The organism is Acidimicrobiales bacterium, assembly GCA_034521975.1.
Taxonomy (GTDB): domain Bacteria; phylum Actinomycetota; class Acidimicrobiia; order Acidimicrobiales; family SKKL01; genus SKKL01.
This window is the reverse complement of the sequence record JAXHLR010000003.1, coordinates 204360-229991: the sequence shown is the minus strand read 5'-3', so window position 1 is coordinate 229991 and position 25632 is coordinate 204360. Positions and strand designations below refer to the sequence as shown.

General features: G+C 69.8%; 23 protein-coding genes. 7 read left to right on the top strand and 16 right to left on the bottom strand.

The window, feature by feature from the left end; all coding sequences use genetic code 11:
• Nucleotides 1-66 precede the first annotated feature (66 nt).
• From U5K29_03245 to U5K29_03230, 4 genes are read right to left on the bottom strand one after another with little or no spacing between them, the layout of a single operon-like run.
• A complete protein-coding gene (locus tag U5K29_03245) occupies nucleotides 67-2481 on the bottom strand; it encodes a carboxypeptidase regulatory-like domain-containing protein (protein ID MDZ7677549.1) in 2415 nt (804 codons plus the stop codon).
• A 6-nt stretch (nucleotides 2482-2487) separates the two neighbouring features.
• Nucleotides 2488-2706, bottom strand: coding sequence for a hypothetical protein (locus tag U5K29_03240; protein ID MDZ7677548.1), 219 nt, complete (start codon nucleotides 2704-2706; stop codon nucleotides 2488-2490).
• Nucleotides 2645-4705: a carboxypeptidase-like regulatory domain-containing protein gene (locus tag U5K29_03235; protein MDZ7677547.1), complete on the bottom strand. Its 2061-nt coding sequence runs from the start codon at nucleotides 4703-4705 to the stop codon at nucleotides 2645-2647. Before U5K29_03235 ends, U5K29_03240 begins: the two co-directional genes overlap by 62 nt.
• 10 nt (nucleotides 4706-4715) lie before the next feature.
• The gene (locus tag U5K29_03230) at nucleotides 4716-5492 is read right to left on the bottom strand and encodes a DUF4255 domain-containing protein (GenBank protein MDZ7677546.1); all 777 of its coding nucleotides are present in this window, start codon (nucleotides 5490-5492) and stop codon (nucleotides 4716-4718) included.
• Nucleotides 5493-5631: 139 nt separating this feature from the next.
• Here U5K29_03230 and U5K29_03225 point away from each other — a divergent pair, with 139 nt between their 5' ends.
• A complete protein-coding gene (locus U5K29_03225; protein MDZ7677545.1) occupies nucleotides 5632-6087 on the top strand; it encodes a YbjN domain-containing protein in 456 nt (151 codons plus the stop codon).
• 12 nt (nucleotides 6088-6099) lie between these two features.
• On the opposite strand, the gene U5K29_03220 is transcribed toward U5K29_03225, so the two are convergent.
• Together U5K29_03220 and U5K29_03215 are read right to left on the bottom strand one after the other, a co-directional pair.
• Entirely contained in the window at nucleotides 6100-7503 is a 1404-nt protein-coding gene (locus U5K29_03220) for a hypothetical protein (GenBank protein ID MDZ7677544.1), read from the bottom strand.
• Between the two features lie 68 nt (nucleotides 7504-7571).
• Entirely contained in the window at nucleotides 7572-9050 is a 1479-nt protein-coding gene (locus U5K29_03215; GenBank protein ID MDZ7677543.1) for a hypothetical protein, read from the bottom strand.
• Nucleotides 9051-9140: 90 nt separating this feature from the next.
• On the opposite strand from U5K29_03215, the gene U5K29_03210 reads away from it, so the two are divergent.
• Nucleotides 9141-11189, top strand: a complete 2049-nt coding sequence (locus U5K29_03210) for an ATP-binding protein (protein MDZ7677542.1) — start codon at nucleotides 9141-9143, stop codon at nucleotides 11187-11189.
• Between the two features lie 90 nt (nucleotides 11190-11279).
• Nucleotides 11280-11969: a TetR/AcrR family transcriptional regulator gene (locus U5K29_03205; protein ID MDZ7677541.1), complete on the top strand. Its 690-nt coding sequence runs from the start codon at nucleotides 11280-11282 to the stop codon at nucleotides 11967-11969.
• Here U5K29_03205 and U5K29_03200 read toward each other — a convergent pair.
• Genes U5K29_03200 through U5K29_03190 form a run of 3 tightly spaced genes read right to left on the bottom strand, consistent with a single transcriptional unit; the run spans nucleotide 11966 to nucleotide 14384 of the window.
• Nucleotides 11966-12892, bottom strand: a complete 927-nt coding sequence (locus tag U5K29_03200) for a pseudouridine-5'-phosphate glycosidase (GenBank protein ID MDZ7677540.1) — start codon at nucleotides 12890-12892, stop codon at nucleotides 11966-11968. The two genes, U5K29_03205 and U5K29_03200, sit on opposite strands and share 4 nt — an antisense overlap.
• Nucleotides 12889-13776 (bottom strand): PfkB family carbohydrate kinase, encoded by an 888-nt coding sequence (locus tag U5K29_03195; protein MDZ7677539.1) that lies wholly within the window; start codon nucleotides 13774-13776, stop codon nucleotides 12889-12891. Before U5K29_03195 ends, U5K29_03200 begins: the two co-directional genes overlap by 4 nt.
• Nucleotides 13773-14384: a Maf family protein gene (locus U5K29_03190; GenBank protein MDZ7677538.1), complete on the bottom strand. Its 612-nt coding sequence runs from the start codon at nucleotides 14382-14384 to the stop codon at nucleotides 13773-13775. Before U5K29_03190 ends, U5K29_03195 begins: the two co-directional genes overlap by 4 nt.
• Before the next feature lie 94 nt (nucleotides 14385-14478).
• Here U5K29_03190 and U5K29_03185 point away from each other — a divergent pair, with 94 nt between their 5' ends.
• The gene (locus U5K29_03185; GenBank protein ID MDZ7677537.1) at nucleotides 14479-14847 is read left to right on the top strand and encodes a hypothetical protein; all 369 of its coding nucleotides are present in this window, start codon (nucleotides 14479-14481) and stop codon (nucleotides 14845-14847) included.
• Nucleotides 14848-14855: 8 nt separating this feature from the next.
• Here the strand turns inward: U5K29_03185 and U5K29_03180 are convergent, their stop codons facing one another.
• The 6 genes from U5K29_03180 to U5K29_03155 form a co-directional block, all read right to left on the bottom strand.
• On the bottom strand, nucleotides 14856-16172 hold the full coding sequence (locus U5K29_03180) for an alpha/beta family hydrolase (GenBank protein MDZ7677536.1): 1317 nt from the start codon (nucleotides 16170-16172) through the stop codon (nucleotides 14856-14858).
• A gap of 22 nt (nucleotides 16173-16194) precedes the next feature.
• Nucleotides 16195-17202 (bottom strand): zinc-dependent alcohol dehydrogenase family protein, encoded by a 1008-nt coding sequence (locus U5K29_03175; protein ID MDZ7677535.1) that lies wholly within the window; start codon nucleotides 17200-17202, stop codon nucleotides 16195-16197.
• Between the two features lie 321 nt (nucleotides 17203-17523).
• Nucleotides 17524-18405 (bottom strand): decarboxylating 6-phosphogluconate dehydrogenase, encoded by an 882-nt coding sequence (gene gnd / locus U5K29_03170; protein MDZ7677534.1) that lies wholly within the window; start codon nucleotides 18403-18405, stop codon nucleotides 17524-17526.
• Nucleotides 18406-18499: 94 nt separating this feature from the next.
• A complete protein-coding gene (locus tag U5K29_03165) occupies nucleotides 18500-19009 on the bottom strand; it encodes a gluconokinase, GntK/IdnK-type (protein MDZ7677533.1) in 510 nt (169 codons plus the stop codon).
• On the bottom strand, nucleotides 19006-20703 hold the full coding sequence (locus U5K29_03160) for a discoidin domain-containing protein (GenBank protein MDZ7677532.1): 1698 nt from the start codon (nucleotides 20701-20703) through the stop codon (nucleotides 19006-19008). The genes U5K29_03165 and U5K29_03160 overlap by 4 nt, the downstream gene beginning before the upstream one ends.
• 43 nt (nucleotides 20704-20746) lie before the next feature.
• Nucleotides 20747-21205 (bottom strand): hypothetical protein, encoded by a 459-nt coding sequence (locus U5K29_03155; GenBank protein MDZ7677531.1) that lies wholly within the window; start codon nucleotides 21203-21205, stop codon nucleotides 20747-20749.
• A 410-nt stretch (nucleotides 21206-21615) separates the two neighbouring features.
• On the opposite strand from U5K29_03155, the gene U5K29_03150 reads away from it, so the two are divergent.
• The 3 genes from U5K29_03150 (at nucleotide 21616) to U5K29_03140 (ending at nucleotide 24678) form a co-directional block, all read left to right on the top strand.
• Entirely contained in the window at nucleotides 21616-21903 is a 288-nt protein-coding gene (locus U5K29_03150; protein ID MDZ7677530.1) for a hypothetical protein, read from the top strand.
• Between the two features lie 104 nt (nucleotides 21904-22007).
• A complete protein-coding gene (locus U5K29_03145) occupies nucleotides 22008-24002 on the top strand; it encodes an alpha/beta fold hydrolase (protein MDZ7677529.1) in 1995 nt (664 codons plus the stop codon).
• 49 nt (nucleotides 24003-24051) lie between these two features.
• Nucleotides 24052-24678: a hypothetical protein gene (locus U5K29_03140; GenBank protein ID MDZ7677528.1), complete on the top strand. Its 627-nt coding sequence runs from the start codon at nucleotides 24052-24054 to the stop codon at nucleotides 24676-24678.
• Nucleotides 24679-24781: 103 nt separating this feature from the next.
• Here the strand turns inward: U5K29_03140 and U5K29_03135 are convergent, their stop codons facing one another.
• Complete coding sequence (locus U5K29_03135; GenBank protein ID MDZ7677527.1) at nucleotides 24782-25552, bottom strand: MerR family transcriptional regulator; 771 nt, start codon at nucleotides 25550-25552, stop codon at nucleotides 24782-24784.
• Between the last annotated feature and the right edge of the window lie 80 nt (nucleotides 25553-25632).

The window sequence follows — 25632 nt, the reverse complement described above, 5'->3', positions numbered from 1 at the left end:
CCACCGGCCAGGGATGTGGCCTGGGCCGATCGGCCCATCATCGCACCGGCCGGCCCGGGTTGCCGGTCACGGAATGTTGAAGTCGACGTCGTCGCGCTGCTCGCCTGCCAGCAGGGTGACGGTCTCGGTGCCGACCACCGTGCCTCCGGCGTTCAGGAACTCGACGATGTAGGTCTCGGGGGCGTTGAGACCGACGAAGACATACGAGCCGTCACCAGCGGTGATGGTGGTCTCGAGGATCTGGGTCGGGTAGGTCTCGACGAGGAAGATGCGCACCTGGAGCCCGGCGGTCCCGGTGCCGCCCACGGTGACGGTGCCACCCAGCGAGGCCTGGGGCGAGAGGACCGCGTCGAGGGTCTCGACCTCGCCGGCGGCGAGCGCGATGAGCACCGCCTGTGGCTGTGAGCCCGGTCGCTCGAAGGTGACGGTGTAGGTGCCCGCGGGCAGGTTGCGCAGCTCGTAGGCACCGGGGGGGTCGTGGGCGCTGACGGTCGTGGCACTGTCGTCACCGGAGGTGGCGGTGACCTGCACCCCGCCGAGGGCAACGCCGTTCTCGTCGGTGATCGTGCCGCGCAGCACGCCGTCGGCCCGGGTGAGGTTGGCGTCGACGCCGGTGCGCTCGTTGCCGGCGGTTGCGTCGAGCTGGACCGAGCGGGTCTGGGTCGCCAGCCCTTCCCGGGCGAAGGTGACCGTGTAGCCGCCCGGGACCGGGAGACCATCGAGGCGGTACGACCCGACGTCACCGGTGCTGAGCGAACGCGTGCTGTACTCGTTCTCGCCGTCGCTGACGCTGATCCGCACGCCCCCGACGGGTCCCTCACCGACGATGGCCACCGTCCCCGAGATCGACCCGGTGGCCTGGCGGAGCCGAACCTGCACCCCTTCGGCCTGTTCGCCTCCTGCGAGACGGACGGCGAAGGTCTCCGACCGATAGCCGTCGGCGCTGACCTGGATGGTGTAGGTGGCCGGTGTTGGCAGATCGCGCAGGGTGAAGCTCCCGATGCCGTCCTGGGTCAGGCTGGCACCCCGAACCTCGACCTCGCCCGAGGAGGCCACGATCTGGGCCCCACCGAGCGGTCCGTCGTCGTCGACGACGGACCCGGTGATCGATCCGTCACCGGTGCGCAGGCGCAGCTCGACCCCCTCGATCGTCTCGCCGGCGGCGATGTTGACCAGCCGCACCGCGGGCGCGAAGCCGGGCTTCTCCACCCGCAGGACGTAGGAGCTGGGAGCGGGGACCTCCTCGAGCATGAACTCGCCGGTGGCGTCGACCACTGCCGACATCACGATGGCGTCGACCTCGCCCTGGATCGCCTCGGCAGGCACCTGCAGGGTCACCACCGCACCCCCCGGGTCTTCGCCCAGGATCTGGCCGGTGATCGACCCCGGAACCCCGCCCAGCCGCACGTCGATGTCGCTGCTGGTCTCGCCCGCGACGACCTCGACGGTGTCGGCCTCGTCGAAGGTCAACGCCTCGGCGTGCCACATCTCGGTGAACCCCGCGCCGCGGAACCGTACCTTGTAGTCGCCCTCGGCCAGTCCGCCGAACTGGAAGGCACCGTCTTCCTCGGTGGCAGTGGAGGCGGTGAGCTGGTTGGGGTCGTCGGCGCTGAACAGGTCGACGGTGACGCCGCTGACCGGGGCGCCCGAGGTGAGCAAGGTGGCGGTGCCGCCGATGCCGCCCGGGTCGGTCACCGTCTCCTCGTCGGTCTCGCCGCGGACGACGTTCAACAACAGGTCGTCGTTGGCACGGCTGTGGTCCACCACCCGGCCCAGCGAGGCGGTGAGCACCACGGCGAACACGGTGGCGGCGAGCAACAGCCCGATCAGGCTGAGCCCGCCCCGCCCGATCCTCGCCCGCTGGACCAGCGTCCCGATCGCCGGGCTGACCAGCTCGTTCTCGATGGCGGTGACCCGGAAGGTGTGGGCGGTCGGGTTGCCGAACCACGCGCGGCTACCGCGCGCGACCGCCTGGACGAACCCTCGTTCGCCGGGGGCCAGGCGGGTGATGGTCGGGTGGAACGTGAACTCGAGGTGGTCCTCTTCGTCCTCGGCCTCGAGCTCGATCTCCAGTGGGGTGTTTCCCTCGTTGGAGACGGTCACGCCGAAGGTCCCGGTCTTGGTGCCGTACACCGAGGGCGGCTCGAGCTCGAGACGGCCCGTGGGCTCCTCGGGGGTCCGGATCTCGATCTCGACGATCTCGGTGACCGTCGGCTCGGTGAGCGAGGTGACCTCGATCCCGATCCGGCGAGTGCCCGCCGGCGCCTCGGGCGGGATGTCCAGCAGGACCTGGGCCGCCTCGGTGGTGTCGGGGAACAGCGACAGGCGGGGCGCGTCGATGCTCACCCAGGCGGGATCGAGGCCCAGCACCCGGACCCGGTAGGCGACGATGACCGATTCGTCGTTGTAGATCGACACCCCCAGGCCCGCGGGGCGACCCGGGTCGACGTCGAGCGAATCGGGGGTGACGTCAACGCGCATGACGGCTCATGGGGTCGGGGCGCTGGTGGAGACCGGTGACATGTTGGCAGTGATCGTCGTGTCCTCGCCAGGGTCGAGCACCACGAGCTCGGTGTGGGAGACGTAGCCGTCGAGCACGAAGGTGAGGGACCAGGCGCCTTCGGGGAGCCCGGACACCAGGAACTCACCGGGTGGTGACGACGCCGACAGGCTCTCCTTGGTGGTGGTGCCGTCGGTGATGGCGATCTCGACCCCACTCAGCGGATCGCCGGTGGTGTCGTCGACGACCTGCCCGGCGATCGAGCCCAGCGAAGCGTCGGAGCGTGACGTCGACACCGCTGGCCGACTGGTTCGAGCTCAGGTCGACGCTGACGGTCTCGGCCTGGTAGCCGTCGGCGGAGAAGGTCAGGGTGTAGCGCGCCGGCGTGGTGAGGCCGCTCAGCCGGTACGAGCCGACGTCGCCGGCGGTGAGCGAGGTGGTCGAGGCCTGCGACGGTCCGCCGGTGACGGTGACGGTGACATCACCGAGGCCCGAGCCGTCGGTGCTCACCTGTCCGCTGATGGTGCCGGTGCCGCCCTCCATGTCGACGGTGATCCCGCCGCGCGACTCGCCGGGTCCCAGCGCGATGGCGATGGTCTCGCTGCTGTAGCCGTCGAGCTCGAAGGTCAGGGTGTAGGTGCCAGGGGTCGGCAGCTCTTGGAGCTCGAACGATCCCACCACGCCGCTGGTCGGGGTCGCGGTCGTCCACTCCTCCTCGCCGGAGGTGGCGGTGATCGCGACCCCGCCGAGAGGTTGGCCGCCCGAGGTGACCGAGCCGCTGATCGAACCCTCGCCCGCGCTGAGCCGCACCGTGTTGGCGACCCCGATCTCGCCGCCGTCGATCCGCTCTTCGGCGGTGGCGGTCTGGTAGCCGGGGGCGGTGAAGGTCAGCTCATAGGTGGCGGGCGTGTCCAGGGGGGCGAGGCTGTAGGTGTTGGTCTCGTCGGTGGTGCCTTCGGCGACGACCGCGCCGACGGTGCCGTCAACCACGGCGCGGGCGGTCACGGTGACCGGCACCGAGGCGACCGCCTCGCCGATGTCGACCGATCCGACGATCCCGCCGGGTTCGCCGGTGATGGCCACGTCGACGCCGTCGAGGGTGTCGCCCACCGTGACCCGTACCGTCTGGGCGGCGGCTTCGCTGTCGGCGGCCGGGTACCAGACGTCCTCGAACCCGGGTGCGGTGAAGCGGAGGGTGTAGGTGCCGGCGACGAGTCCGACCAGCTCGTAGGCCCCTTCGTCGTCGGTCGCCGCCGCGGTGGCGAGCACCGGGCCGTCGCGGGTCTGGCGGATCGCTTCGACGGTGATGCGCCCCACCGGCTCGTCGGTGCTGGCCGCCACCACCGTGCCGCTGACCGCGCCACCGGTGGTCATCGGATCGACCCGAGCCGACGCCGCCCCGACGATCGGCTCCTCGGCGGCCAGCGCGTGGCCGATCGACTCGAGCGCGGTCCCTGGGAACTCCTTGGTCAGCGGCTCCGACGACAGCGAGGTGTTGATCGCGAACAGGAACAGCAGCGCCCACAGACCGATGATCGCGGCGAGGATGAGCACCGTGACCGGCCCCCGGCGGATACGGGGCAGCTGCGAGAAGGTGGCTTCGGCGTCGAGCTGGCGATCCGGTCCGAGTGCGGTGACCGTGATGCGCCGGTTGGCGTTCTGGCCGATGAAGGGACGTTTGCCGCGGACCCGCAGCAGCGACACGACCTCGTGGCCGGCGGGCAGTTCGACGAAGGGAGGCTCGAACTCGTGGGTGAGGGCGGACTCGAGATCTGACGCGATGAGGGTGAGGTCGATGGGCCGGTTTCCCCGGTTGGTGCACAGCACCTCGAACTCGCCCCGCTTGCCGCCGGTGAGCGAACGGGGCCGCACATCGATCGAGACGTCGTCGTCGACCGCCACCACCAGGTGGAGGTCGACGGTGACCACCTCGTCGGGGTGGATGGTCGAACGGATCTCGATCGGGATGACCTGGTCGCCGGCCGGGAACGACGGGGGGATCCGGATGACGAGACTGATCGTGCCTTCGGCGCCGGGGAACAGGGGCAGGCGGGACGGTTCGCTGCGCACGGCCGAGGGTGCGAACCCCACGACGTGGGCGGTGACGTCGTCGATGACGTCGGAGGTGTTCTGCACCGCGAGGACGACCCGACAGGTCTCCTTGGGGCGGGTCTCGATGAAGGGGGTCCGCAGCTCGACGCGCATTGTGGGGCAGTTACTCGAGCTCGAGACGCCCGTCGGCGGGGATCTCCGTGGTGAGAGGGGGTTCGGAATCGATCGTCAGCTCGTCGCCCGGTTCACCCGGTACCACGAAGTTTCCGGTCTCCTGGACGGTGGCCTTGCCCCGACGGGTGCGCACCGCTCGTCCGACGGCGTCGGGGTTGCTGGTTCGTCCGGTCACATAGGACCGTGACGACGATCGCGACGGATCGTTCTTGTCGCCCAGGCCGACGTCGACCTCGCTGGCCGGTTCGGCGACCTCGGTGAGGGTGGTGGCCACCCGGAAGGTCACGATGATGTCGAGCCCGGGCTTGAGCTGGCCGTCGATCGAGCTCCAGAAGTCGTTGGGCTTGAGGTCGGAGGTGGTGGTGAGCGACAGCTCGACCGGCCTGCGGTCGGGAAGCTCGAACCCGTCGGGAAGGAACTGGTTGGGGATCCACCGGTTCGACAGGATGCTCTGGGCCACGTTGCCGAGCAGCTGGTGCTCGTCGCGGTGCTCGCTCGACCAGGCGGTGACGAGGTAGCGCATCTCGAGGGCCCGGGGCGGGATGCGCCGGAACTTGTTGCCCTCGATCTCGACCTCTTCGAGCCCGGCCCGCTGCTGGGCGGCAGACCGGCGGATGTCCCACAGGAACAGGTTGACCGTCGGACGGGACAGCCGGGCGCTCCAGTCCTTGGCAGGCGCGTTGAAGGCGACGTCGACGTCGGTCGACGGAAGGGGCACCTCGGAGCGGAGGTACTGTTCGAGCGCGTGATCGATGAGGTGGAACATGGTGTGAACACCGCACGCACTGGTGGTCCACTCGAGTGGTACGCAGCGCCCGCAGCCCGCCGGATCGTACCAAGTACGGGCGACCCCGGTCGGTTCGCCTTCGCTGTGCCATGCTCGACCTGATCCAGAGGAGGTGGCGATGAGCCGCTTGGCCGACGCAGTGGTGCAGTTCCTCGAATCCCGGGACTGGCCCGTCGACGTCGACGACAGCATGATCCGCACCGTGGTCCGCACCGAGGAGCAGGCCTTCCCGTTGGCGGCGGTGGTGGTCGACTCGGTCGGCCAGATCGTCGTGTACTCGGTGCATCCCGACCCGGTCCCACCCGAACGTCGAGATGCGGTGGCCGAGCTGACCACCAGGGCCAACAGCCAGCTCACGGTGGGCAACCTCGAGCTCGAGCTCGACGCCGGCCAGGTGCGGTTCCGCACCGGGCTGGCGGTGGGGCAGAGCCCCATCACCGAAGAGATGGTCGAGCGGGTGATCTTCGACAACGCCGCCACCGCGGTGGCTTACTTCCCGCTGGTGTCGGCGGTGGTCGAGGGTCGACTCGCCCCCGCCGAGGCGGTGTCGCTGCTTGGCGACGACGGCGACTAGAGCGAACGGGAGCTACATCCCCTCGAAGGGGGTGCCCTTGAGCCGGTCGAGGACCGGTTTGGACGTGGGAGCGGTCTTGGTCGCGGTGCCGCCACCGCTGGGAGTCGGTGGGAGCGGCGGCATCGACGGTGGCGCGGGCCGGGGGATGGTGCGGTTGGGTTTGGCCGACTGGGGTGGCACCGGCGGCGGGGTCCGCTTCGCCGTCGGCTTTGGTCGTAGCGCCGGCTTGGTGGAACGGTCGGGCACGGCTGGCTTGGGCGAGGGGGTGGTGTCGCCGGTGCGGTGTCCCTTGCGCCAGGCCTGAGGGTTGTTGGTGTCCATCGCCTCCTGCATCTGGAAGTGGTGGCGTTGGGCATATGAACCGAAGCCGTCGGTGTTCTTGAAGTTCTTGCGGGCGTCGCGGTCCTCGCCGAGCGCGCTCTGGTAGGTGTTGCGGTCCCAGCCGTCGAGCACCTGGTCGTTGTCGACCATCCCCTGGACCTTGGCCTTGATCACCGCCAGCCGGTCGTAGGTGCTCTGCAGGTCGTCGTCGGAGAACGTGGCCCCTGGATGGTCGGGCCCACCCGAGGTGAGGATCTCCTTGATCGTGTCGTCGTCGAGCCCGAGCAGCTTGTCGGCCATGTCCTGGTCGATCTGGGCCGGCAATCCGAGGTACTTGCCCTCGGCGCCTTTCTCGAACTCCTCGTTCATGTCACCGTTCTGGAACTTGGCCGTGATGCCCCGACCGAAGGCCATGTCGTTGTCGATTCCCTTCACCTGCTTGGTGTCGGAGTCGACGAGGATGTTGCCGGCGTGGCGGTCGGTGTTGCCGATCAGGGCGTCGAACCATTGGAGGTGGTTCAGCTGCTGCTGGATCGCGGGGTCGCTGAGGTCCACCTCGTTGAGCTCGGCGCCGGACATTCCCATGTAGGAGACGTCGCTCTTCTTCTTGCCCTGGCGCTTCTTGTAGCCCTTGTCGACGGCCTGCTTATCCATGGTGGTGTCGATGCCATGGCCCCTCATTTGGTCGTAGTTGGCTTTGACGTCCTGGGTCTGGTCGGTGTCGAACACGTTGGAGGCCAGCGCGTCGCCCTTCGCCCCGGCCGACACCGCGCCGAACTGCTTCTTGTGCTTGTTCCCGTCGGCGTCTTTGACGCTGTGGGTGGCGTAGCGGGTCTCGGGGATGAGGTGACCGAGGCCCATGCCCTTGGCCAGGCTCGACGCGCCCACCGCGTAGCGGGCGGTGGTGTCCTCGGAGTCGCCCTTGAAGTAGCCCTCCCGGGAGCCGCCGATGCCTGTTCCCGACTTGTACTGGGTCTTGTACACCTGGTTGGCGGTGTCGTTGCCGAGTGACTTGGCGCCCTTGAGGTGCTTGTCGGTCAACACCTCGGGTTCCTTCAGCGGCTTGGACTTCTTCTTCTTGCCGAACAGTCCCATCGGGCGCTCCCACTCCTGGCCGGTCCGAGGAGTGTACCGACGCCCCGGTGGCCCGTGCTGGAGCGGGCCTACATGTCGTCGAAGGGGGTGCCCTTCAGCCGGTCGAGCACCGGCTTGGCCTTCGGGGCGGTCTTGGTGGCGGTGCCGCCGCCTCCGGGGGTCGGTGGCAGGGGCCGGGGGATGGTGCGGTTGGGCTTGGCCGACTGGGGCGGCACCGGCGGCGGGGTGGTCGGGGGTGCGGGCCGGGGGATGGTGCGGTTGGGCTTGGCCGATTGGGGTGGTGGCACCGGTCGGGGCGAGGGGCGGCTGCCCAGCGTGAGCCCGGATCGCTTGCGCTGCGGCGGCGAAGCGGACGGTTCCACCCATGTGGAAGCCGGCGTGGGCGTGGGCGTGGGGACCGGAGCGGTCGCCGGTGGCGCAGGGGTTGGTTGAGGGACGGGAAGACCCAACGAGCCGGGAGAGTCGGCGGCTCGATTGCCTTTCCTCCACCAGTCGGTGTCGGTTGGGTCGGCGGCCCGCTTCAGCGCTTTGTCGTGGCGCTGCACATAGCTGCGGGGGATCTCCCGCTTGAAGTTGCCGTAGTTGATCTCGGCATCCAGCGCCGCCTGGTAGGTGGTGTCGTCCCACTCCGAGACGACCTTGCCCTCGTCTTGGTGCTTGGCGATCTCGAGCTGGATGAGCGCCAAGCGCTGGTAGGTCTGTTGAAGCTCCTTCTCGCTCATCCCCGATCCCTCGGCGTCTTCGGGGTCGAGCATGGAGGCGATGGCCTCCGGCCTGAGACCGAGCAGCTTGCCCGCCGTATCCTCGTCGATCTGGTCGGGAAGGCCGAGGAACTTGCCGTCGCGACCCTTGCTGAAGTCCTCGTTCTCCTTGCCTGGGAGCTTGCTGTAGCGGCTCGTGGCCTGCATGCCGTTGCCGAAGGACAGGTCGTTGTCGATGCCGGACACCTCGCCCGTCTTGGGATCGACGAGGATGTTGGCGCCGTGGCGGTCTTCGTTGCCGATCAGGGCATCGAACCACTGCAACTGGTTGAGCTGTTTCTGGGTGTTCGGCTTCGAGAGGTCGACGTCGCCGTTCGTCTCGAAGCCACTGAGCTCGTAGGCCTTTCCGCCCTTGACCTTGACCCCGTCGGTGGAGCCGCCCTTGTGGCTCTCCTTGAGCGTGTCGAACACGGGGCTCATCAGCGGGCTGCCCTCGGCGGCCTTCGACACCGCCCCCTCGACCCCCTTCATCTTCTTGCCATGCATGTTCTTCACGTCGTGGGTGGCGTAGTGGGTCTCGGGGATGAGGTCTCCCCAGCCCATGCCCTGAGCCAGTCGTGACGCGCCGACGGCGTTCTTGGCCGGTGCCATGGTGGCGTCGGGCTTGAAGTAGCCGGACGTCTCGCCGTCCATGGCGTACTGGTCCTTGTAGTTGACCTTGAACACCTCGTTGGCCGAATCCTGGCCGATCGACTGGGCCTTGCCGCTCAGGTGCTGGTTGCCGAAGACCTCGGGGGCCGCGACCGGCGTGCTGGCCTTCTTCTTGTCCTTCTTGCCTCGTCCCATGCCGCTCCCCGGTCGTCGTGGCCGGGAAGCATAGATCGTCGGTCTCGTCGGTGCGGGGTCCAGCACGCGGTGGTGTGCCAGCATGAGGCCGTGCCGCGGTCCTCCAAGAGCTCGAGCCCCTCGTCGGAGCGCTCCGGTGGTCAGATGGATCCCGACGCGTTGTCCGACTCCCACTTCCAGGCTCGCATGCGGCTCGTGATCGACCGCTTGTCGAGGCTGGCCGAGGCCGACCCACCGGGATCGTTCCGACTCGATCTCGCCGCCGTCGACCAGGCGCTGGAGAAGGTGGAGGGCGAGATCGACGCCGCGCTCGACGACGGGGCGTCGACCCGCCTGGGTGCCATCCAGAGGTCGTTCGATCTCACCCATGCCGAGCTCGACGTGTTGCTGTTCGCGGTCGCCGCCGAGCTCGACACCGATGTACGGGAGCTGTGCGCACGGGCCCAGCCGGGTCTCACGACACCCACCGCCACGGTGGGGCTCGCCCTGGAGCTGGTCGGGCTCCCCGTCGACCAAGCAGGTCTGGTCGAGGTCCTGTCGGAGCGGTCGGCGCTGGTCCGGCACCACCTGGTGTCGATCGAACAGCCCGAGCTTCCCGTCGCGTTGCGCCCGCTGCGGGTCCCCGACCGGATGGTGCGGGCGTTGCAGGGGGTGGCCGGGGTCGACCCGCTCCTCCGCAGCCTCGAGACGCCCTTGGTGGCGGTGCCGGCGCCGGGCACCGATCAGATCGCCGAGGTGCTCAGTGCTGGGGTCCGCATCGTCTACATCCGTGAGCGGCCTGCGGTCTCGGGTCATGCCTACGCCGCGGCCGCGCTCGATCAGCTCGGCATCACCGCGGTGGGGTTCGACCTGCGCCGCGCGGGTCCCGACCACCACCCCTACGGGCTCGCTGCGGCGATCGCCCGGGAAGGCGGATTGCACGACGCGGCAGTCGTCGTCGGCCCCATCGAGACCATCACCAACCGAGACGTCGAGGCGCTGGTTCCGCTGCTCGACAACCCGTGGCCGGTGATCCTGGTCGGCTCGTCGGCCTGGGAGCCGTCGTGGAGCCGCATCGTTCCCTTCACCGTCGATGCCCAACGCCCGGAACCGGCAGCGCTGATCGAGCTGTGGGAGCGTACCCTGGCGGCCCGCGGCGTGGAGCTGGGCGAGGGCGTCGACGAGGTGGTCGCCGTGCTGCGACTCACTCCTGAACAGACCGTGCGGGCGGCGGTGGCTGCGCACCTGGCTGCGGCGGCCGACGCCGCGCCGGTCGACGGCACCCACGTCCGTCTCGGGGCCAGGACCCAGGCGGCCGGTCGTCTCGAACAGCTTGCCGAGCGGATCGCGCCGCGGAGCAGCTTTGACGACCTGGTGTTGCCGCAGAACCAGCTCGAGCAGGTCGCCCAGGTGGTCGAGCGAGGTCGTCACCGCGACCGGGTGCTCGATGAGTGGAAGATGCGCGGTCTCGGGTCGCGGGGCCGTGGCATCACCGCGCTGTTCGCCGGCGACTCGGGCACGGGAAAGACGCTGTCGGCCGAGGCGATCGCGGGCGAGCTGGGGGTCGACCTCTATGTCATCGACCTCTCCACCGTGGTCGACAAGTACGTCGGGGAGACCGAGAAGAACCTCAGCCGGGTGTTCGACGAGGCCGAGGGGATCAACGGCATCTTGTTCTTCGACGAAGCCGATGCGCTGTTCGGCAAGCGCTCCGAGACCAGCGGCGCCCATGACCGCTACGCCAACGTCGAGGTCGCCTATCTGCTCCAGCGCATGGAGCACTTCGACGGCATCGCCATCTTGGCGACCAACCTGCGGTCCAACATCGACGAGGCCTTCACCCGTCGCCTCGACATCATCGTGCACTTCACCATCCCCGACGTCGATCACCGCCTCACCCTGTGGCGGCGACACCTCCCCGAGACGCTTCCTCAGGACGAGGACCTCGACGTCGACTTCCTCGCCACCCGCTTCGAGCTGTCGGGTGGGGTCATCCGCAACGTCACCCTCACCGCGGCCTTCCGGGCGGCCCAGCGCGGCGACCGGGTGACCATGGCCGACCTGGTCAAGGCCTTGAGCGCCGAGTACTCGAAGATGGGCCGGCTGTTCGACACGTCGATGCTCGGGCCCCACGCCGGATTGCTCGACCCTGGTAACTGATCGGTAACCCGCTGGGAGGGGGCTCGACTCCCTGCTATCGTAAGTTCATTCTCGAGGCGCCTCGCGGGTGCCTCTCACCGGGGGGTACCAGTGTCTGTAGCAGCCGACAACACGAGCCGGGTCGGGCTCCCGAAGGGGCTCGCCAGCTCCGAGTGGGTGCGCCGGCCACGCCAAGCGCGCAGCGAGGAGACCCTCAACCGGTTTCTCGACGCCACCGCCGAGCTGCTCGCCGAGCGGCGCTTCGACGAGATCTCGGTCAACGACATCTGCGAGCGGGCCGGCCGCACCGTCGGATCGTTCTACGCCCGCTTCGACGACAAGTCGTGCGTGCTGCGGGTGCTGGTCGAACAGGTCGCGTCCCGCCTCCAGGCCGAAGCCGAGGCGTACTGGACCACGGCCACCTTCGCCGACACGCCACTGGTCGAGATCGTCGAGCGCACCGTCGACGCGGTGCTCAACGCCTACCGTCAAGCCGGCGCCGTGTTCCACGCGGCTGCGATCGCCGCACCCAACGACGAGGCGTTCCGCGACGCCCGCCTCGGTGTCTGGACCGCCTGCGCCGAGGGGTTCGCCGAGGTGCTGGTCGACCACCGCGACGAGCTGACCCACCCCGATCCCGAGCGGGCCGGTCAGCTCGCCATGACGGCGATGATCTCGATGGTCGACATCCGCATGATCTATGGGCCCGAGGTGCGTCCACGGTGCGGCCCCGACGACGACCTGCGTGCCGATCTCATCGTCCTGGTTCGATCGATCCTGCACCCCTGTCTGCCGGACTAGCGCCGGTTCCGCTCTCCAGCGGCGATCGCGCCGGCGATCTCGGCGGCGACCGCAGCGTTGTGTTCGGCCAGCGCCAGGTTGGCCGCCACCGACGCTCCGTCGGTGGCCGACGCGATCCGTCCGAGCACGAACGGGGTCACCGCGGCTCCGACGACCCCGGCCTCGGCCGCGTCGGCGAGGGCCTCGGCGGTGGCCAGCTCCAGCACCTCGGGGGCGATGGCGTCGGCTTCGGGCACCGGCACGGTGACCAGCAACCCGTGGGTGGCGCCGATGGAACGGGTTGCGTCCACCATGGCCGCGATCTCGCCGGGGGTGTCGGCGCGATGTGGGACGGGCAGTCCGCTGGTCCTGGTGGTGAACGCCGGGAACTGGTCGCTGCGCCAGCCCACCACCGGTACCCCGAGGCTCTCGAGGTGTTCGAGGGTCCGAGCGAGGTCGAGGAACGCCTTGGCCCCCGCGCAGACCGTCACCACCGGGAACGACTTGAGCGCGTCGAGGTCGGCGCTGACGTCGCCGGTGATGTGGGCGTCGCGGTGCACGCCGCCGATGCCGCCGGTGGTGAACACCGCGATCCCGGCTCGAGCGGCCAGCGCCAGCGCCGCCGAGACGGTGCTGGCCCCCACCTCCCATCTCTGCGCCACGGCGACGGGCAGATCGCGAGCGGCCACCTTTCGGGCCGGACCGAGGATGCGGTCGTGCTCGTCGGGCTCGATGCCCACCCGCGCCACCCCGTCGAGCACCGCGGTGATCGACGGCACCGCACCACCCTGGCGCACCGCCGCCAGGCAGCGATCGAGGGCTTCGGCGTTGGACGGCGACGGCAGCCCCAGGTGGGAGAAGATCGTGGATTCGAGCGCGACGACCGGCTGTTGGTCCCTCAGCGCATCGGCGACCTCGTCGTGGATGTGCAGCAAGCTGCTCACGCGTCGCTCCACGAGCTCGTGTCGGTCCGGTCCAGATCGGCCCCAGCGCGGCCGAGCACGCGGGTGGCCACTCGGTGGGCGGCGTCGATGGCGTCGGTCGGCGATGCGGCACCCTCGCGGGCGAGCAGCCAGCCCGCGGCGAACGCGTCGCCGGCACCGGTGGTGTCGACCACGGTCTCGACCGGTGGGACCATCACCGTGGTGGTCGCGCCGCGGTGATCGATCAGGTGGGTCTCGTGTCCGCCGTTGCGCACCACGGTCCAGGTCGCGGCGGGGGCCGGTGATCCCGGGCCCAGCCCGAGCATGCCGGCTTCGTCGCGGTTGGCGAACACGACCTCGGCGTGGGCTCGGTCGATCAGATCGAGCATCGTCCTGGTGCCCAGCTTGGAGATCACCGCGGTGGACGACGCGTCGATGCTGACCGGAACCTGCCGGTCGGTGGCGTGGGCGATGAGGCTGCCGGTGGAGGCGGCGAGCGGTTCGTCGGCGAAGCAGTAGGCGGGCACGTGGAGGGCAGTGGCACCGTCGAGCCATCCTGGGTCGGGATCCGAGAGGTCGCTGCAGGATCCACGGTCGGTGAAGAAGCTCCGATCGCCGTCGGGTGCGACCACCACCACCAGCGTGCCGGTCCGGCCTCCCCGTCGCACCGCCAGCTCGACCCCGTCGTCGGACATCTCGCCGAGAAGGCGGTCGCCGACGTGGTCGTCACCGACGTGGCCGATGAAGCGGGCCTGGCCACCACAGCGGGCGACCATGGTGGCCACGTTGGCCGCGCTGCCCCCGCGCCGGTGCACGATCGTGGCGGGGGTGTCCGACAACGGTTGATGGGCTCCGGTGACCCGGACCACGATGTCGTCGACCAGGTCGCCGATGGCGACGATCACGTCCGGGTCCAGCGCAGGGCGACCTCGACCCCCGCTTGGGCGAGCAACCGTTCGGTGAGGGGGAGCGGCAAGCCGACGACGTTGGTGTAGTCCCCCTCGATCCGCTCGACGAACACCGCGGCACGGCCCTGGATGGCATATGCCCCGGCTGCGTCGGCGGGCTCGCCGGTGGCGACGTAGGCGGCGATCTCACCCTTGTCGAGCTGGCGCATCGTGACCCTGGTGGTGGCCACGTCGGCGAAGCAGCGGTCGGTCGCATTGGACACCACGCACACCCCGGTGTGGACCTCGTGGGTCTGGCCGCTGAGGCGGTGCAGCATGGCGATCGCCTCGCCGATGTCGGCCGGTTTGCCGAGGATCTCTCCGTCGATGCAGACGACGGTGTCGGCGCCGATCACGGCCACGTGCTGGCCCTTGTGACGCTCGGCGACCGTTGTTGCCTTGTCGCGGGCCAGGCGGGTCACGGCCTCACATGGGGCAGTGTGGTCGCCGGCATCGAGCGTCTCGTCGATCGCGGCGGGGTCGATCGTGGGAGAGAGCCCGATCTGGCGCAGCAGTGCCGCCCTCCGCGGAGACGACGAGGCCAAGATGATGCGCCCGGTGCTCATGTGGGGGCCTCGCGGCAGGTGCGCATCGTGGCGGCGCTCGTGGTCATCGGGGTCAGGCTACCGGGGGTGGTCGGGACGTGATAGTGAGTGGTCCGTGGATCTGCAGGCGACGCTGGTGGAGCTGGAGCGGGCGGGATGGCAGTCCCTGGTCGACGGCACCGGCCGTGCCTACTTTCGCGATCGACTCGTCGACGATGCCGCGGTGCTGGTGCCGGGCAGCGGCGTGGTGGCCGGGCTGGCGACCGGTGCCGACGCGCTCGATCGGATCAGCGGTGCGAGCTGGGCCTGGTTCCGCATCCGGGCACCGAAGCTGGTGGTGCTGGCCGACACGGTGGCCGTGCTTGCCTACCGGGTCGTCGCTCGCCGTGACTTCGACGTCGAATACCAGGCCGTGGTGTCGAGCACCTATGTGACCGACGGGGCCGACTGGAAGCTGGCGATCCACCAGCAGACGCCGGTGTAGTCGACCCGTCACGTGGCCGCGTCGAAGTGTTCGAGGAACCAGTCGCGGGCGGACCCTGCGGCCGCCTCGAGCGTCCCTGGCTCCTCGAACAGGTGGGTGGCACCGGGGATGACCACCAACTCGACCCGGGCTTGCATCTGCTGTTGCGCCGAGCGGTTCAGGTCGAGCACCACCGTGTCGTCACCGCCGACGATGAGCAGGGTCGGTGCCCGGACCGCGCCCAGGTGGGGACCGGCCAGGTCCGGACGTCCGCCGCGGCTCACCACCGCCGCGATCTCGGTGTCCGCCTCCGCCGCTGCCTGTAGGGCCGCCGCCGCTCCGGTGCTGGCTCCGAAGTAGCCGATCGCCGGGCCATCGGGATCCAGGGTCGACCGCAGCCAGGTGGTCGCGGTCACCAGCCGGCCCGCCAGCAGATCGATGTCGAACACCGCTCGGCGGTCGGCCGCCTCGCGGTCGGTGAGCAGGTCGAACAGCAGGGTGCCGATGCCGGCGTCGTTCAGGACCGAGGCCACGTACTGGTTGCGGGGGCTGTGGCGGCTGCTCCCACTGCCGTGGGCGAAGACGACCACCCCGGTCGCCTCTGGCGGGACCGTGAGGTGACCCTCGAGGTCGACAGCACCGCAGGGGATCACCATCTCGTCGTCGAGCGACGCGGGTGCCCGAGCTTCGGTGTGCGCGTGACGGTCGATCTGGTTCGCGTTGTCGCTCAGGCAGGCTTCGACCTCTTCGTCGGAGGTCGCGTCGAACCGTCGGTACCAGCGGCCCACCGCCTGGAACGGTTCGGGCGTGGCCAGGGCGATCAACTCGTCGGCTTCGCCCGCGAAGGTCTCGGTCCAATCTCCGGGGGCCACGGGTACCGCCAGGACCACCCGCTTCGCCCCCGCTGCGCGGGCGACACGGCAGGCGGCGCGGGCGGTCGACCCGGTGGCGATCCCGTCGTCGACGAGCACCACGACCCGACCCTCGAGGGACAGGCGAGGGTGTGGACCCCGCAGCTTCTGAGCGCGCCGTTCCAGTTCGGCCCACTCGCGCTGTTCGACCGCGGCCCATTGGTCTTCGGCGACCCGCGCCATGCGGACCACCTCCTGGTTCACGACCCGCACGCCACCTTCGCCGATCGCCCCCATGGCCAATTCGGGCTGGCTGGGAACTCCGATCTTGCGCACGAGCAGCACGTCGAGCGGTGCGCCGAGGCGCGATGCCACCTCGGCGGCCACCGGAACCCCACCCCGGGGAAGACCGACCACGACCGGTTGCGGGTCCCGCAGATGTTCGACGCGCTGGGCCAGCTGTCTTCCTGCATCGAGTCGGTCTTCGAAGAGCATGGTCGTCGCCTCCCTACCCGAATCAGGGCCGGTCTACTCGGAGCACCGCCGCACCGGTGACCCGGTCGGCGGCGAGGTCCGCCAACGCCTCGTCGGCAGCCTCGAAGGGGTAGGCGGTGGTCTCGACCGCGATCGGCACCTGCGCCGCGATCCGCAGGAGCTCCTCGCCGTCGTGTCTGGTGTTGGCCGTCACGCTGCGCACCTGGCGCTCCTGGAACAGGTGGCGGTCGTACTGCAGCGGTGGGATGTCGCTGAGGTGGATCCCGGCGATCGCCAGGGTGCCTCCCCGGTCGAGGCCGGCAAGTGCGGTCGGGACCAGGTCGCCGACCGGAGCGAAGAGGATCGCCGCGTCGAGTGGTTGGGGAGGCGGGTCGTAGGCGCCCCCGACCGATGTGGCGCCGAGCCGCAGGGCCAGCTCCCGGGCATCGGCCGATCGGGTCATCACGTGCACCGTCGCCCCTTGCCAGATCGCGACCTGGGCGGCGAGGTGAGCAGAGCCGCCGAAGCCGTAGATGCCGAGGGTGCCACCTGCGGGGACCTCGGCCCGGCACAGGGCCCGGTAGCCGATGATGCCCGCGCACAGCAGCGGTGCCGCCTCCTCGTCGTCGAAGGCGTCGGGGATGGCGTAGGCGTAGCGCTCATCGATCACTGCGTGCTCGGCGTAGCCGCCGTCGGCGTCCCACCCGGTGAACCGTGGGTCGAGACACAGGTTCTCGTCGCCACGGCGGCAGAAGCGACACGTGCCGCAGGTCCGTCGGAGCCAGGCGATGCCGATGCGGTCGCCCAGGTGGAACCGCTCGGCCCGGTCGCCGACGCGGTCGACGACCCCGACGATCTCGTGGCCGGGGATCGCGCCCGGCAGGTGGGGTCTCAGGTCTCCCTCGGCCAGGTGAAGATCGGTTCGGCACACGCCACACGTCGACACCCGTACCCGGACCTCGCGGCCGACCGGCACCGGGGCCGAACGCTCCACCAGCGCGAGGGGGTGGTGGTCGACCGGTGCTGGGTTCCGGATGATCCACGTTCTCACTTCAACATTGGGCGCGCGTCGTGGTCGGCGGAGACAGGGGCGAAGGTCCCGTCGTGCTCAGCCCCGCACGAACTGTGAAGGGTTTCGCACCCATACGGTCAGAAATCGTTCACAGTTCCCCTGGGCCTGGGCTGATGGGGACGTGGCGGGCGATGAAGGCTGGTCGAACTAGGTCAAGATGATGATGAGGATGATGATGATCAGCAGGGTGCCGAGTCCGATGTACATCGTGCGCCTCCAGGGCTGGTGGTTCGATTCCGCCCCGTCCATCTCTACCCTGGCTCTCCCGATCTCATGCCACCCGTACCGATCGGGCCGGGCTCAGCCAGCGCCGGGTCGGGTGTCGTGGCCGCCGAAGCGGTTGCGCAGGGTGGCGATCGCCCGCATGGCGGGTGAGTCGTCCTGGCGGGACGCGAACCGGGCATAGAGCGATGCGGTGATCGCCGGAGCGGGGACGCCCCGGGCGACGGCCTCGTGCACCGTCCATCGTCCCTCGCCGGAGTCGTCGGCGTAGCCGCGCACCGACGACAGGGCGGGATCGGCGGCCAGCGCTGGGGCCAGCAGGTCGAGCAGCCACGATCGGACCACGCTGCCGTGGCGCCACACCTCGAAGGTGGCGGCGACATCGAGGTCGAGGTCGGTGGCGTCGAGCAGTTCGTACCCCTCGGCGAAGGCCTGCATCATGGCGTACTCGACCCCGTTGTGGATCATCTTGGCGTAGTGCCCGGCGCCGGCGGACCCCACGTGGGCGAACCCATCCTCGGTCACGAGGGCGTCGAGGACCGGTCGCAGGTGGGCGATGTCGTCGGCGTGGCCCCCGGCCATGATGCAGTAGCCCTCGGTGCGTCCCCAGATCCCGCCCGACACCCCCGCGTCGACGAACGCCACCTGATGTTCGCCGAGCAACTCGGCGTGCTGCTGTGAGTCGCGGTAGTTCGAGTTGCCGCCGTCGACCACGAGATCGCCCGGTGCGAGCACACCGGCCAGCGCCTGGATCGTCTCGGCGGTCGGTGGGCCCGCTGGGACCATGACCCAGACCACGCGCCGCTGTTCGCCGTCGAGGGCCTGGACCAGTGCGTCGATCGATCCGACGTCGCCCTTGGTGGGGTCGGTGTCGAACCCGACCACCTCGTGGCCGTGCTCGCCGAGGCGATCGGCCATGCTGGCGCCCATCCGTCCCAGTCCGACGAGTCCGATCCTCACGACGCATCTCTCCCTGCTCGGCTGCCTCGGCGGCCGGCGTTCCCCGGCGACTCCGGTGTTCGTGGCGTTCCGAACCAGTGTCGCACCCCGACGGTCAGCCCGAGCCGAGCGCGTCCCGGACGGCGTCGACCGTGCTGTCGATCCCGCCGGTCGGGGCGACGACGACGACGTCGGGCTCGTCGGCCCCGGGGGGTTCGAGCGTTGCGAGCTGGTCGTCGAGCAGGCCGGGCGGCATGAACTCGTGGTCCCGTTCATCGAGCCGGCGCACGAGCTCGTCGGGTTCGACCAGCAGGAGCACGAAGGTGACCGGCCCCGCAGCTCGCAAACGGTCGCGGTAGGCGCGTCGGAGGACCGACGCCGCGATCACAGTGGCTTCTCCCCGCTCGTGGGCGGCGGCGATCTCGCCGGCGAGCGCGTCGAGCCATGGTGCGCGCGTCCGGTCGTCGAGGGCGACGCCGCTGGCCATCCGCTCGACGTTCTCGGGCGGGTGCAACCGATCGCCCTCGACGAACCGGGCGCCGGTCCGGCTCGCCAGCTCGCGTCCGATGGTCGTCTTCCCGGCTCCGCTCACCCCCATCACGACCACGACCTCGTCAGGGTTCACGGGGATCGGACCTCGACGTCGGCCCACGCCACCCACGATGGGCTCGATTCGGTCGTGATCCGCACGCCGTCCACGTCGGTCAGCGGCGGGGTGAAGGTGGCCTCGAGCACGTCGAAGAACTCGGTATCCCCCTCGAAGCGGTGCACCTCGCTCCACGTTCCGGACCGATCTCGGGTCTCGATGAGGTGGACGGTGTCTCCCGGTGGGTGTTGATCGACCCGGAGGCGGATCGTGGCGATGGTCGACGGTTCGTCCAGGTCGATCTCGATCCGTTGGGGTGCGTGTGCTCCGGACACCCACGAGGTGCTGATGTCGCCGTCGACGGCCAGCGCCGGCGGGTTCTCGGGGAGGGCGGCGGAGGCACTCGCGGGGCGACCGAGGACCAGGTTGGGGTCGGCGAGGGTCGCGGTGCAGGGGTCTGGTTGGTTGACCGGCGCCAGCGCGTCGAGCACGCGTCCCCCGTCGTCGGTGAACCCCCAGGTGGCGTCGGACATGGGGAGACGCTCGTAGGCCCAGTAGAGCCATCCGTCGAACCCGACGGCGCACGAGTCGGCGATGTGGCGCTGCACGGCGAGGGCCGCCCGCTCGATGTCAGGGTACTGATCGATGAAGGGCCCGACCTCGCCCATCAGCACCGGGGTCGACTCATCCATTCCGAAGTTCTCGGCCTTGGCCTCGATGGTGATGTCGGTTCCCGGGTAGGAGTGGAAGTCGAAGAAGTCGAGAGCCGAGTCCTCGACCAGCGGGGCGGTGTCGACGTACCAGTCGCCGCCGATCATGGTCTCGTTGGGGAACTTCGGGGCGAAGAAGCCCATGGTCACCAACCCGTCAGGATCGTGGCGTCGGATCTCGTCGCTGACGTCGCGGATCATTGCCCTGGTGGCATCGGTGACCATCGCCCGCTTCTGGTCTGGGTCGGAGACGTCGTAGGTGCCGGTCGCGGTGGTGACCTCACCCGAGTCGAGCGACAGTGGCGGCTGTTCGGCGAAGAGCCAGTGCTCGTTCAGGATCGACCAGGCGAACACGGCGTCGAGCGGCGCCTGGCGCTCGACCAGGCCCTGCAGGAGGTCGCCCCAGTAGGTCACCATCTCGCGGTGGCCGGCTTCGGTGAGGAACGCGGTGTTTCGGTATCCGGGGAAGTGCTCGCTGTTCCCACGGTCGGAGCGCTCGGCATAGCCGCCACCATCGGGGAGGTCGTTGGCGGTGAGCAGCAGCACCAGGCCGTGCTCGTCGGCCAGCTCGAGCACCTCGGCCACCACGTCGAGGTACTCGGGGTTGAGCCCGGGGACTTCCCGGGAGATCGTGAGGCATCCTTCGCCGGTGTCACAACCGTCGAGGAACAGCCGGACCGTGTTGTAGCCCCGCTCGGCCAGGGCGGCGAAGTCCTCCGACATCTGCTCGCGGTCGAACACGTGGGTGACGAAGGTCGAGTCGCGGCCGTCGTGGAACCGGACCATGTTCACCCCGCGGGGGACGAAGACCTCGTCGGTGGTGCGGTCGACCCACTGGCCGTCGACGATCGTGATTCGATGCTCTGGTGGGTCCCAGGGCTCGGTGGGGCCGGTGGTGTCGGGCGCACCGGTCCCACGTGCCGCATCGGTCGAGGCAGTCTCGGTCCGCTCAAGGTCGTTCTCGCCGTCGGTGCACGCCAGGGCGACGAGCCCCACGCACGCGATCGCCAGCCATCGTCGCACGGGTCGAACCTAGCGGGTGGCGGTCAGGGCAGCCGCAGCGGCCTCAGCCGGCGACGGTGACCTCGTCGAGGTGCCAGACGGCGTCGTCGGGGCCGGCGACACCTGGCCAGCCGACCTCGACGTCGTAGGTGCCGGGGTCGAGGCCCGGGCAGCGCACCTCGTACTCGGAGTAGATGTACATCGGTCCGTCGGTCATGGTCGACTCGCCGCACACCTCGGTCGCGTCGCGCTGGTCGTAGAGGTGGACCTCGATGTGGCCCTCGAAGGGCTTGGCGTAGCCCTGGACGACCACGGTGCCGGATCCTTCGGCATCGACGGCCAGATCCAGCAGCAGGCCCTCCCAGAACGGGCCGCGCGGGGTCCGCTGGTAGGGCTCACCGCCGTAGCGCCCGACCGGATCGGGGTCCTCGGAGGTGCGCTCGCGGACGGTGATGTCCATGCGGTCGCCGTCGATGTCGACGTGGGCGCCGAGGTCCGAGCCGAGCTCGGGCGGGTGGTACATCACCACTGCCAGTCCGGTGTCGCGGTGGGCGAGGATCGCCCGCCAGATCCGGTCCTCGTCGAAGTGGTCGAAGTCGTAGAAGTCGGGGTCGACGGGGCCGGTCGGGATGCCAGTCGTGGTCGAACTCGACGACGGTGGTGTTGATCGCGGGGAACCGCTCGACGGTGACGTCGGGTGCGGCGCCCTCGAAGCCGACGGTCACGCCGGAGCAGGGGCCGACGACAGCGTCGAAGCTGGTCACCGCACCGGAGTCGCCCGGTCCGTCGACCTCCCAGGTGCCCTGGCGGTGCGGGTCGGCGCACGTCCCCGTGTCGCCACCTGCTGGTGCGACCCCGCCGTCGCCCGGGTCATCCCCCGAGTCGTCGCTCGAGTCATCCGTCGAGTCGTCGGACCCGGTCTCGTCTGCCTCGGTGGTGGTCGTCGTTCGGTCGGTCGTCGAGGTCGTCGAGGTGGTGGAGGAGGAGGTGGCGGCGGTGGTCGAGGTGGTGGAGGTAGTGGACCCAGCCGGCGTGGCGACCTCGTCGTCGCCGTCGTCGCTGAGGGCGCCACCCACGGCGATGCCGCCGAGGAGTGCGAACACTCCCACCACGGCGATGATCCCCCACAGTGCTGCTCGTCGCTGTCGGTCGTTCACGGTTCCCTCTCCCGGTCTCGGGTGCTGGTTCGTGAGGAACGAGCGCGCAACACGCGAATTGTGACAGAAACGTGGGCGAGTTCCCACAGGAACACCGACCGAGCAGGTTCAGTGGCGCGAGGCTGTCGGCACCGGTTCCGGCTGATGGCGAGGGAGGGAGACCAGGCGATGAAGTGGGCGAGGGCGACGCCATCGAGGGTGGCGACGGTGCTGGTCGCGGCGACGGTGCTGATGGCGGCGTGCACCGGCGACGACACGAGTGGGGGCCCGGACCCGGCCGCGGGGCGCGACGACCCGACGAGCACCACCGTTGATCGGGGTGTATCCGAGGTCGAACCCGACGAGGTGCGCTGGGGGGTGTGTCCCTTCCACGTGCCGGCGGGTGCCGAGATCGACTGCGGGATGTTCGACGTCCCGGCCGACTACGACGAGCCCGACGGCGAGACCGTGACCCTGCCGGTGGCGGTGGTGCGCTCCGCGCACGAGTCCCCGGCGGAGGACCCGATCGTCTACCTCTCCGGGGGGCCCGGGCAGTCGACCCTCGAGCCGGTGCCGATGACCTTCGGGTTCCTCTACGAACCCCTTGCAGAGTCCCGCGACGTGATCCTGGTCGACCAGCGTGGCACCGGGTTCGCCCGCCCGTCTCTCGCCTGCGACGAGTACGACGGCTGGGTCGAGGAGTCCCTCGGCTCTGGGCTCGACGCCGACGAACTGGCCGAGCAGGGCGTGGCGAGGCTCGAGGAGTGCCACGAGCGACTCGTCGGTCAGGGCGTCGACCTCTCTGACTACGACAGCGCCGCCTCGGCGGCCGATCTCGAGCTGCTCCGTCGGTCGCTCGGCCACGACGAGTGGAACCTCTACGGGATCTCCTACGGCACCCGGCTCGCGCAGACGATCCTGCGCGACCACCCCGAGGGGGTGCGGTCGGTGGTGCTCGACTCGGCCTACCCGCTGACCGCCGATCTCTACGAGGAGGCCCCGGCCAACGCGGCTCGGGCCGTCGACGAGCTGTTCGAGCTCTGCGAGGCCGACCTGGAATGCGCCGAGCGCCATCCGGACCTCGAGACGAGGTTCGCGGCGCTGGTGGACGACCTGGACGAGCGCCCGCTACCGGTCGAGATCGTCGACGCGTCGACCGGTGAGCGTGTCGAGGAGGTGCTCGACGGTGCGGGCCTGGTCGGGTTCGTCTTCCAGGCGCTGTACTCGACCGAGCTGGCCGCTCATCTGCCTGAGCTGATCGACGGGGTCGCCGCGGGCGAGACCGGGACGGTGGGAGTGCTGCTCGGCGCGCTGAGCCAGCAGTCCGACCAGGTCAGCATCGGGATGCAGCTCGCGGTGCAGTGTCGTGAGGAGATCGCCTTCGGAGATCCCGGTTCGGTCGAGTCAGCGGCTGCGGACCAGCCGCTCGTCGGGAGGTTCTTCGAGGCGGCGGCAACCCTCGGCCCCGGCGTGTTCGACGTCTGCGAGACCTGGGACGTGGGGGCGGCCCCCGAGGTCGAGAACGAGGCGGTGAGCAGCGATGTGCCCACGCTCGTCCTCGCCGGGTCGCTCGACCCGATCACCCCACCGGCGTGGGGGCGCACGGTGGCCGACCATCTCGAATCAGCGACCGTCGTCGAGCTCCCCGCCACCGGCCACGGTGTGCTCGCCTCCCGGGAGTGCGCCCTGGCGGTGGGCCTGGAGTTCTTCGATGATCCGGCAAGTGCCCCGGACACCGCCTGTGTCGATGCGGTGGAGGCGCCGCCGTTCACCGCAGGGGCGGTCGAGGTCGAGATGGTCCCGTTCAGGTCCGAGGAGCTCGGCGTCTCGGGTCTGCGTCCCGAGGGGTGGAGCGAGGTCGCGCCCGGGGCCTTCCAGGCATCGCCGCTGGTGTCGTTGCTGATCCAGCCGGTGCCGGGAGCGAGCACCGAGCAGCTGATGCAGCAGCTCGCGATCCGGCTCGGCCTGGACACACCGTCGGAGCCGGTGGGCCAGCAGCAGTCGGGTGGCCTGTCGTGGGACCTCTTCGAGCTCGAGGACCTCGGCCAGCGGTTCGACCTCGCGGTGGCCGAGCACGAGGGCGGGCTGTGGCTGGTCCAGCTGGTGTCGACTCCCGAGCGCCACGACGTCCACGCCGCTCAGGTGTTCGCGCCCGCCCTGGAGGCCGTCGAACCGGTGTCGTGACCCGAGTCGCCTCTGGGGCGTGCCCGTAGCCTCCGGTGCCGGGCTGACGATGACTGAAGTGATGGAACAGGGCTCTGGTACCGCTGCCCGGCTTCGCCCCTTCGTCGTGGGTGTCGCTGCGGTCGTCGCCGTAGCGCTGGGCGGGTCCGTCGCGCTTGCCGCGACAGGCGGTGACTCCGTGGACGTGTCCGTCGGCCCCCTGGGATCAGAACCCGGCCAGCAGGACCGGGAGGGACCGGAGATCGACGTTGCCTCCGATGCGGTGACGGTTCAGGAAGACGAGGTCGGTCCACCGGACCCACTTCCGGCTGAGAACGTCCGCCCGCAGACGGGTGGAGTTCCGGTCGATCCGTTCCCGGATGATCCGTGCCGTGGTCCGCCTCCGTTTGCCGGACAGGAGCCAGAGTCGGAGGAGGCCCGGGAGGCTGAGGCCGAGGCGTTCTCCGAGTGGCGCAACACGAACTGCCCGGACGATGACGATGACGGTGAGGGGCGAGGATCTGGCGAAGGTCCTGCCCGACGCGGTTCGGTCGATCCGTTCCCGGATGATCCGTGCCGTGGTCCGCCTCCGTTTGCCGGACAGGAGCCAGAGTCGGAGGAGGCCCGGGAGGCTGAGGCCGAGGCGTTCAGGGTTCAGCGCGAGGCATGCGAGGCGGGCGACACAGGCTCGAACTGAGCCAACGGCGGCTCATCCGGTCACGAGCTCGCTCCCGGCGCGTTCCAGAAGTCGCCGCTGGTGCATCTGTCTTTGATGTCGATGCCGAGGACGCCAAGGAGCGCTATCGGTGTCGTCGGTTCTTGCGCGACGATCCGTGCTTGCGCATGGCGGAAGGTCCGGCATCGAACAACTCGCGCAACCCACGCTCGATCTCGTGGGCAAGGATGATCCCGGCGGCTTCGCGGGCGATCGGCCTCAGCGAGCCGAGCGCGGTCTCGAGTTCGGGTCCTGCCGCCTGTCCGGGAAACCCAGACCCCGCCCGCTCGACGAACAGGTCGATCAGGTCGTCGACGGCGCGGGACATGCGTCGACGCAGCAGATCGGTGGCGCGACCCGTCACGTCGATGTCGATCCCTGCGTCGGAGAGCTGCAGCGCGAGGTCGAGAAGGGCAGGACTTCGGATCAGCCACCAACCCTCGGGCTGGCGTTCGATGAAGCCGGCCCGTTCGAGCCGACTCCGCAGTCCCGTCGGCCGCTCTCCGAGTTCGTCGCCCAACTCGTCGTCGCTGAGCACCCGCGGTCGATCCTCGGACCAAGGCCCTCTGAGGCTCTCGTCGAGTCCGAGCCAGTCGCCGACCGAGATGCCCGGACTCGCCCGCTGGCCGAGAAATTGACTGATCGCGCCCAGCGTGAGACCACGGTCCTGGAGTTCGGCGATCAGGCGCAGGCGGTCCAGGTGATCGTCGCCGTAGACCGCCTGGCGCCCTCGACGGTCGGGCCGGGGGAGGACATCGATGGATTGGTAGTAGCGGATCGTGCGGGCCGAGACGCCAGAGAGGGTAGATAGCTCGGTGAGTCCGTACTCGGGTGAGTCCTCGTCGGGATCCTCCACCGCATCAGTGAACCACAGGATGAGCGGAACGTGACAGCGATCACTGTCTGAATGAATTGACAGTAACTGCTGTCAAGATC

Excerpts from the sequence above, each read along its gene's own strand:
- U5K29_03245 (MDZ7677549.1), bottom strand. The coding sequence starts at position 2,481 with ATGCGCGTTGACGTCACCCCCGATTCGCTCGACGTCGACCCGGGTCGC.
- U5K29_03235 (MDZ7677547.1), bottom strand. The coding sequence starts at position 4,705 with ATGCGCGTCGAGCTGCGGACCCCCTTCATCGAGACCCGCCCCAAGGAG.
- U5K29_03230 (MDZ7677546.1), bottom strand. The coding sequence starts at position 5,492 with ATGTTCCACCTCATCGATCACGCGCTCGAACAGTACCTCCGCTCCGAG.
- U5K29_03225 (MDZ7677545.1), top strand. The coding sequence starts at position 5,632 with ATGAGCCGCTTGGCCGACGCAGTGGTGCAGTTCCTCGAATCCCGGGAC.
- U5K29_03220 (MDZ7677544.1), bottom strand. The coding sequence starts at position 7,503 with ATGGGACTGTTCGGCAAGAAGAAGAAGTCCAAGCCGCTGAAGGAACCC.
- U5K29_03215 (MDZ7677543.1), bottom strand. The coding sequence starts at position 9,050 with ATGGGACGAGGCAAGAAGGACAAGAAGAAGGCCAGCACGCCGGTCGCG.
- U5K29_03190 (MDZ7677538.1), bottom strand. The coding sequence starts at position 14,384 with ATGAGCACCGGGCGCATCATCTTGGCCTCGTCGTCTCCGCGGAGGGCG.
- U5K29_03180 (MDZ7677536.1), bottom strand. The coding sequence starts at position 16,172 with ATGCTCTTCGAAGACCGACTCGATGCAGGAAGACAGCTGGCCCAGCGC.
- U5K29_03155 (MDZ7677531.1), bottom strand. The coding sequence starts at position 21,205 with ATGTACCACCCGCCCGAGCTCGGCTCGGACCTCGGCGCCCACGTCGAC.
- U5K29_03145 (MDZ7677529.1), top strand. The coding sequence starts at position 22,008 with ATGAAGTGGGCGAGGGCGACGCCATCGAGGGTGGCGACGGTGCTGGTC.
- U5K29_03140 (MDZ7677528.1), top strand. The coding sequence starts at position 24,052 with ATGACTGAAGTGATGGAACAGGGCTCTGGTACCGCTGCCCGGCTTCGC.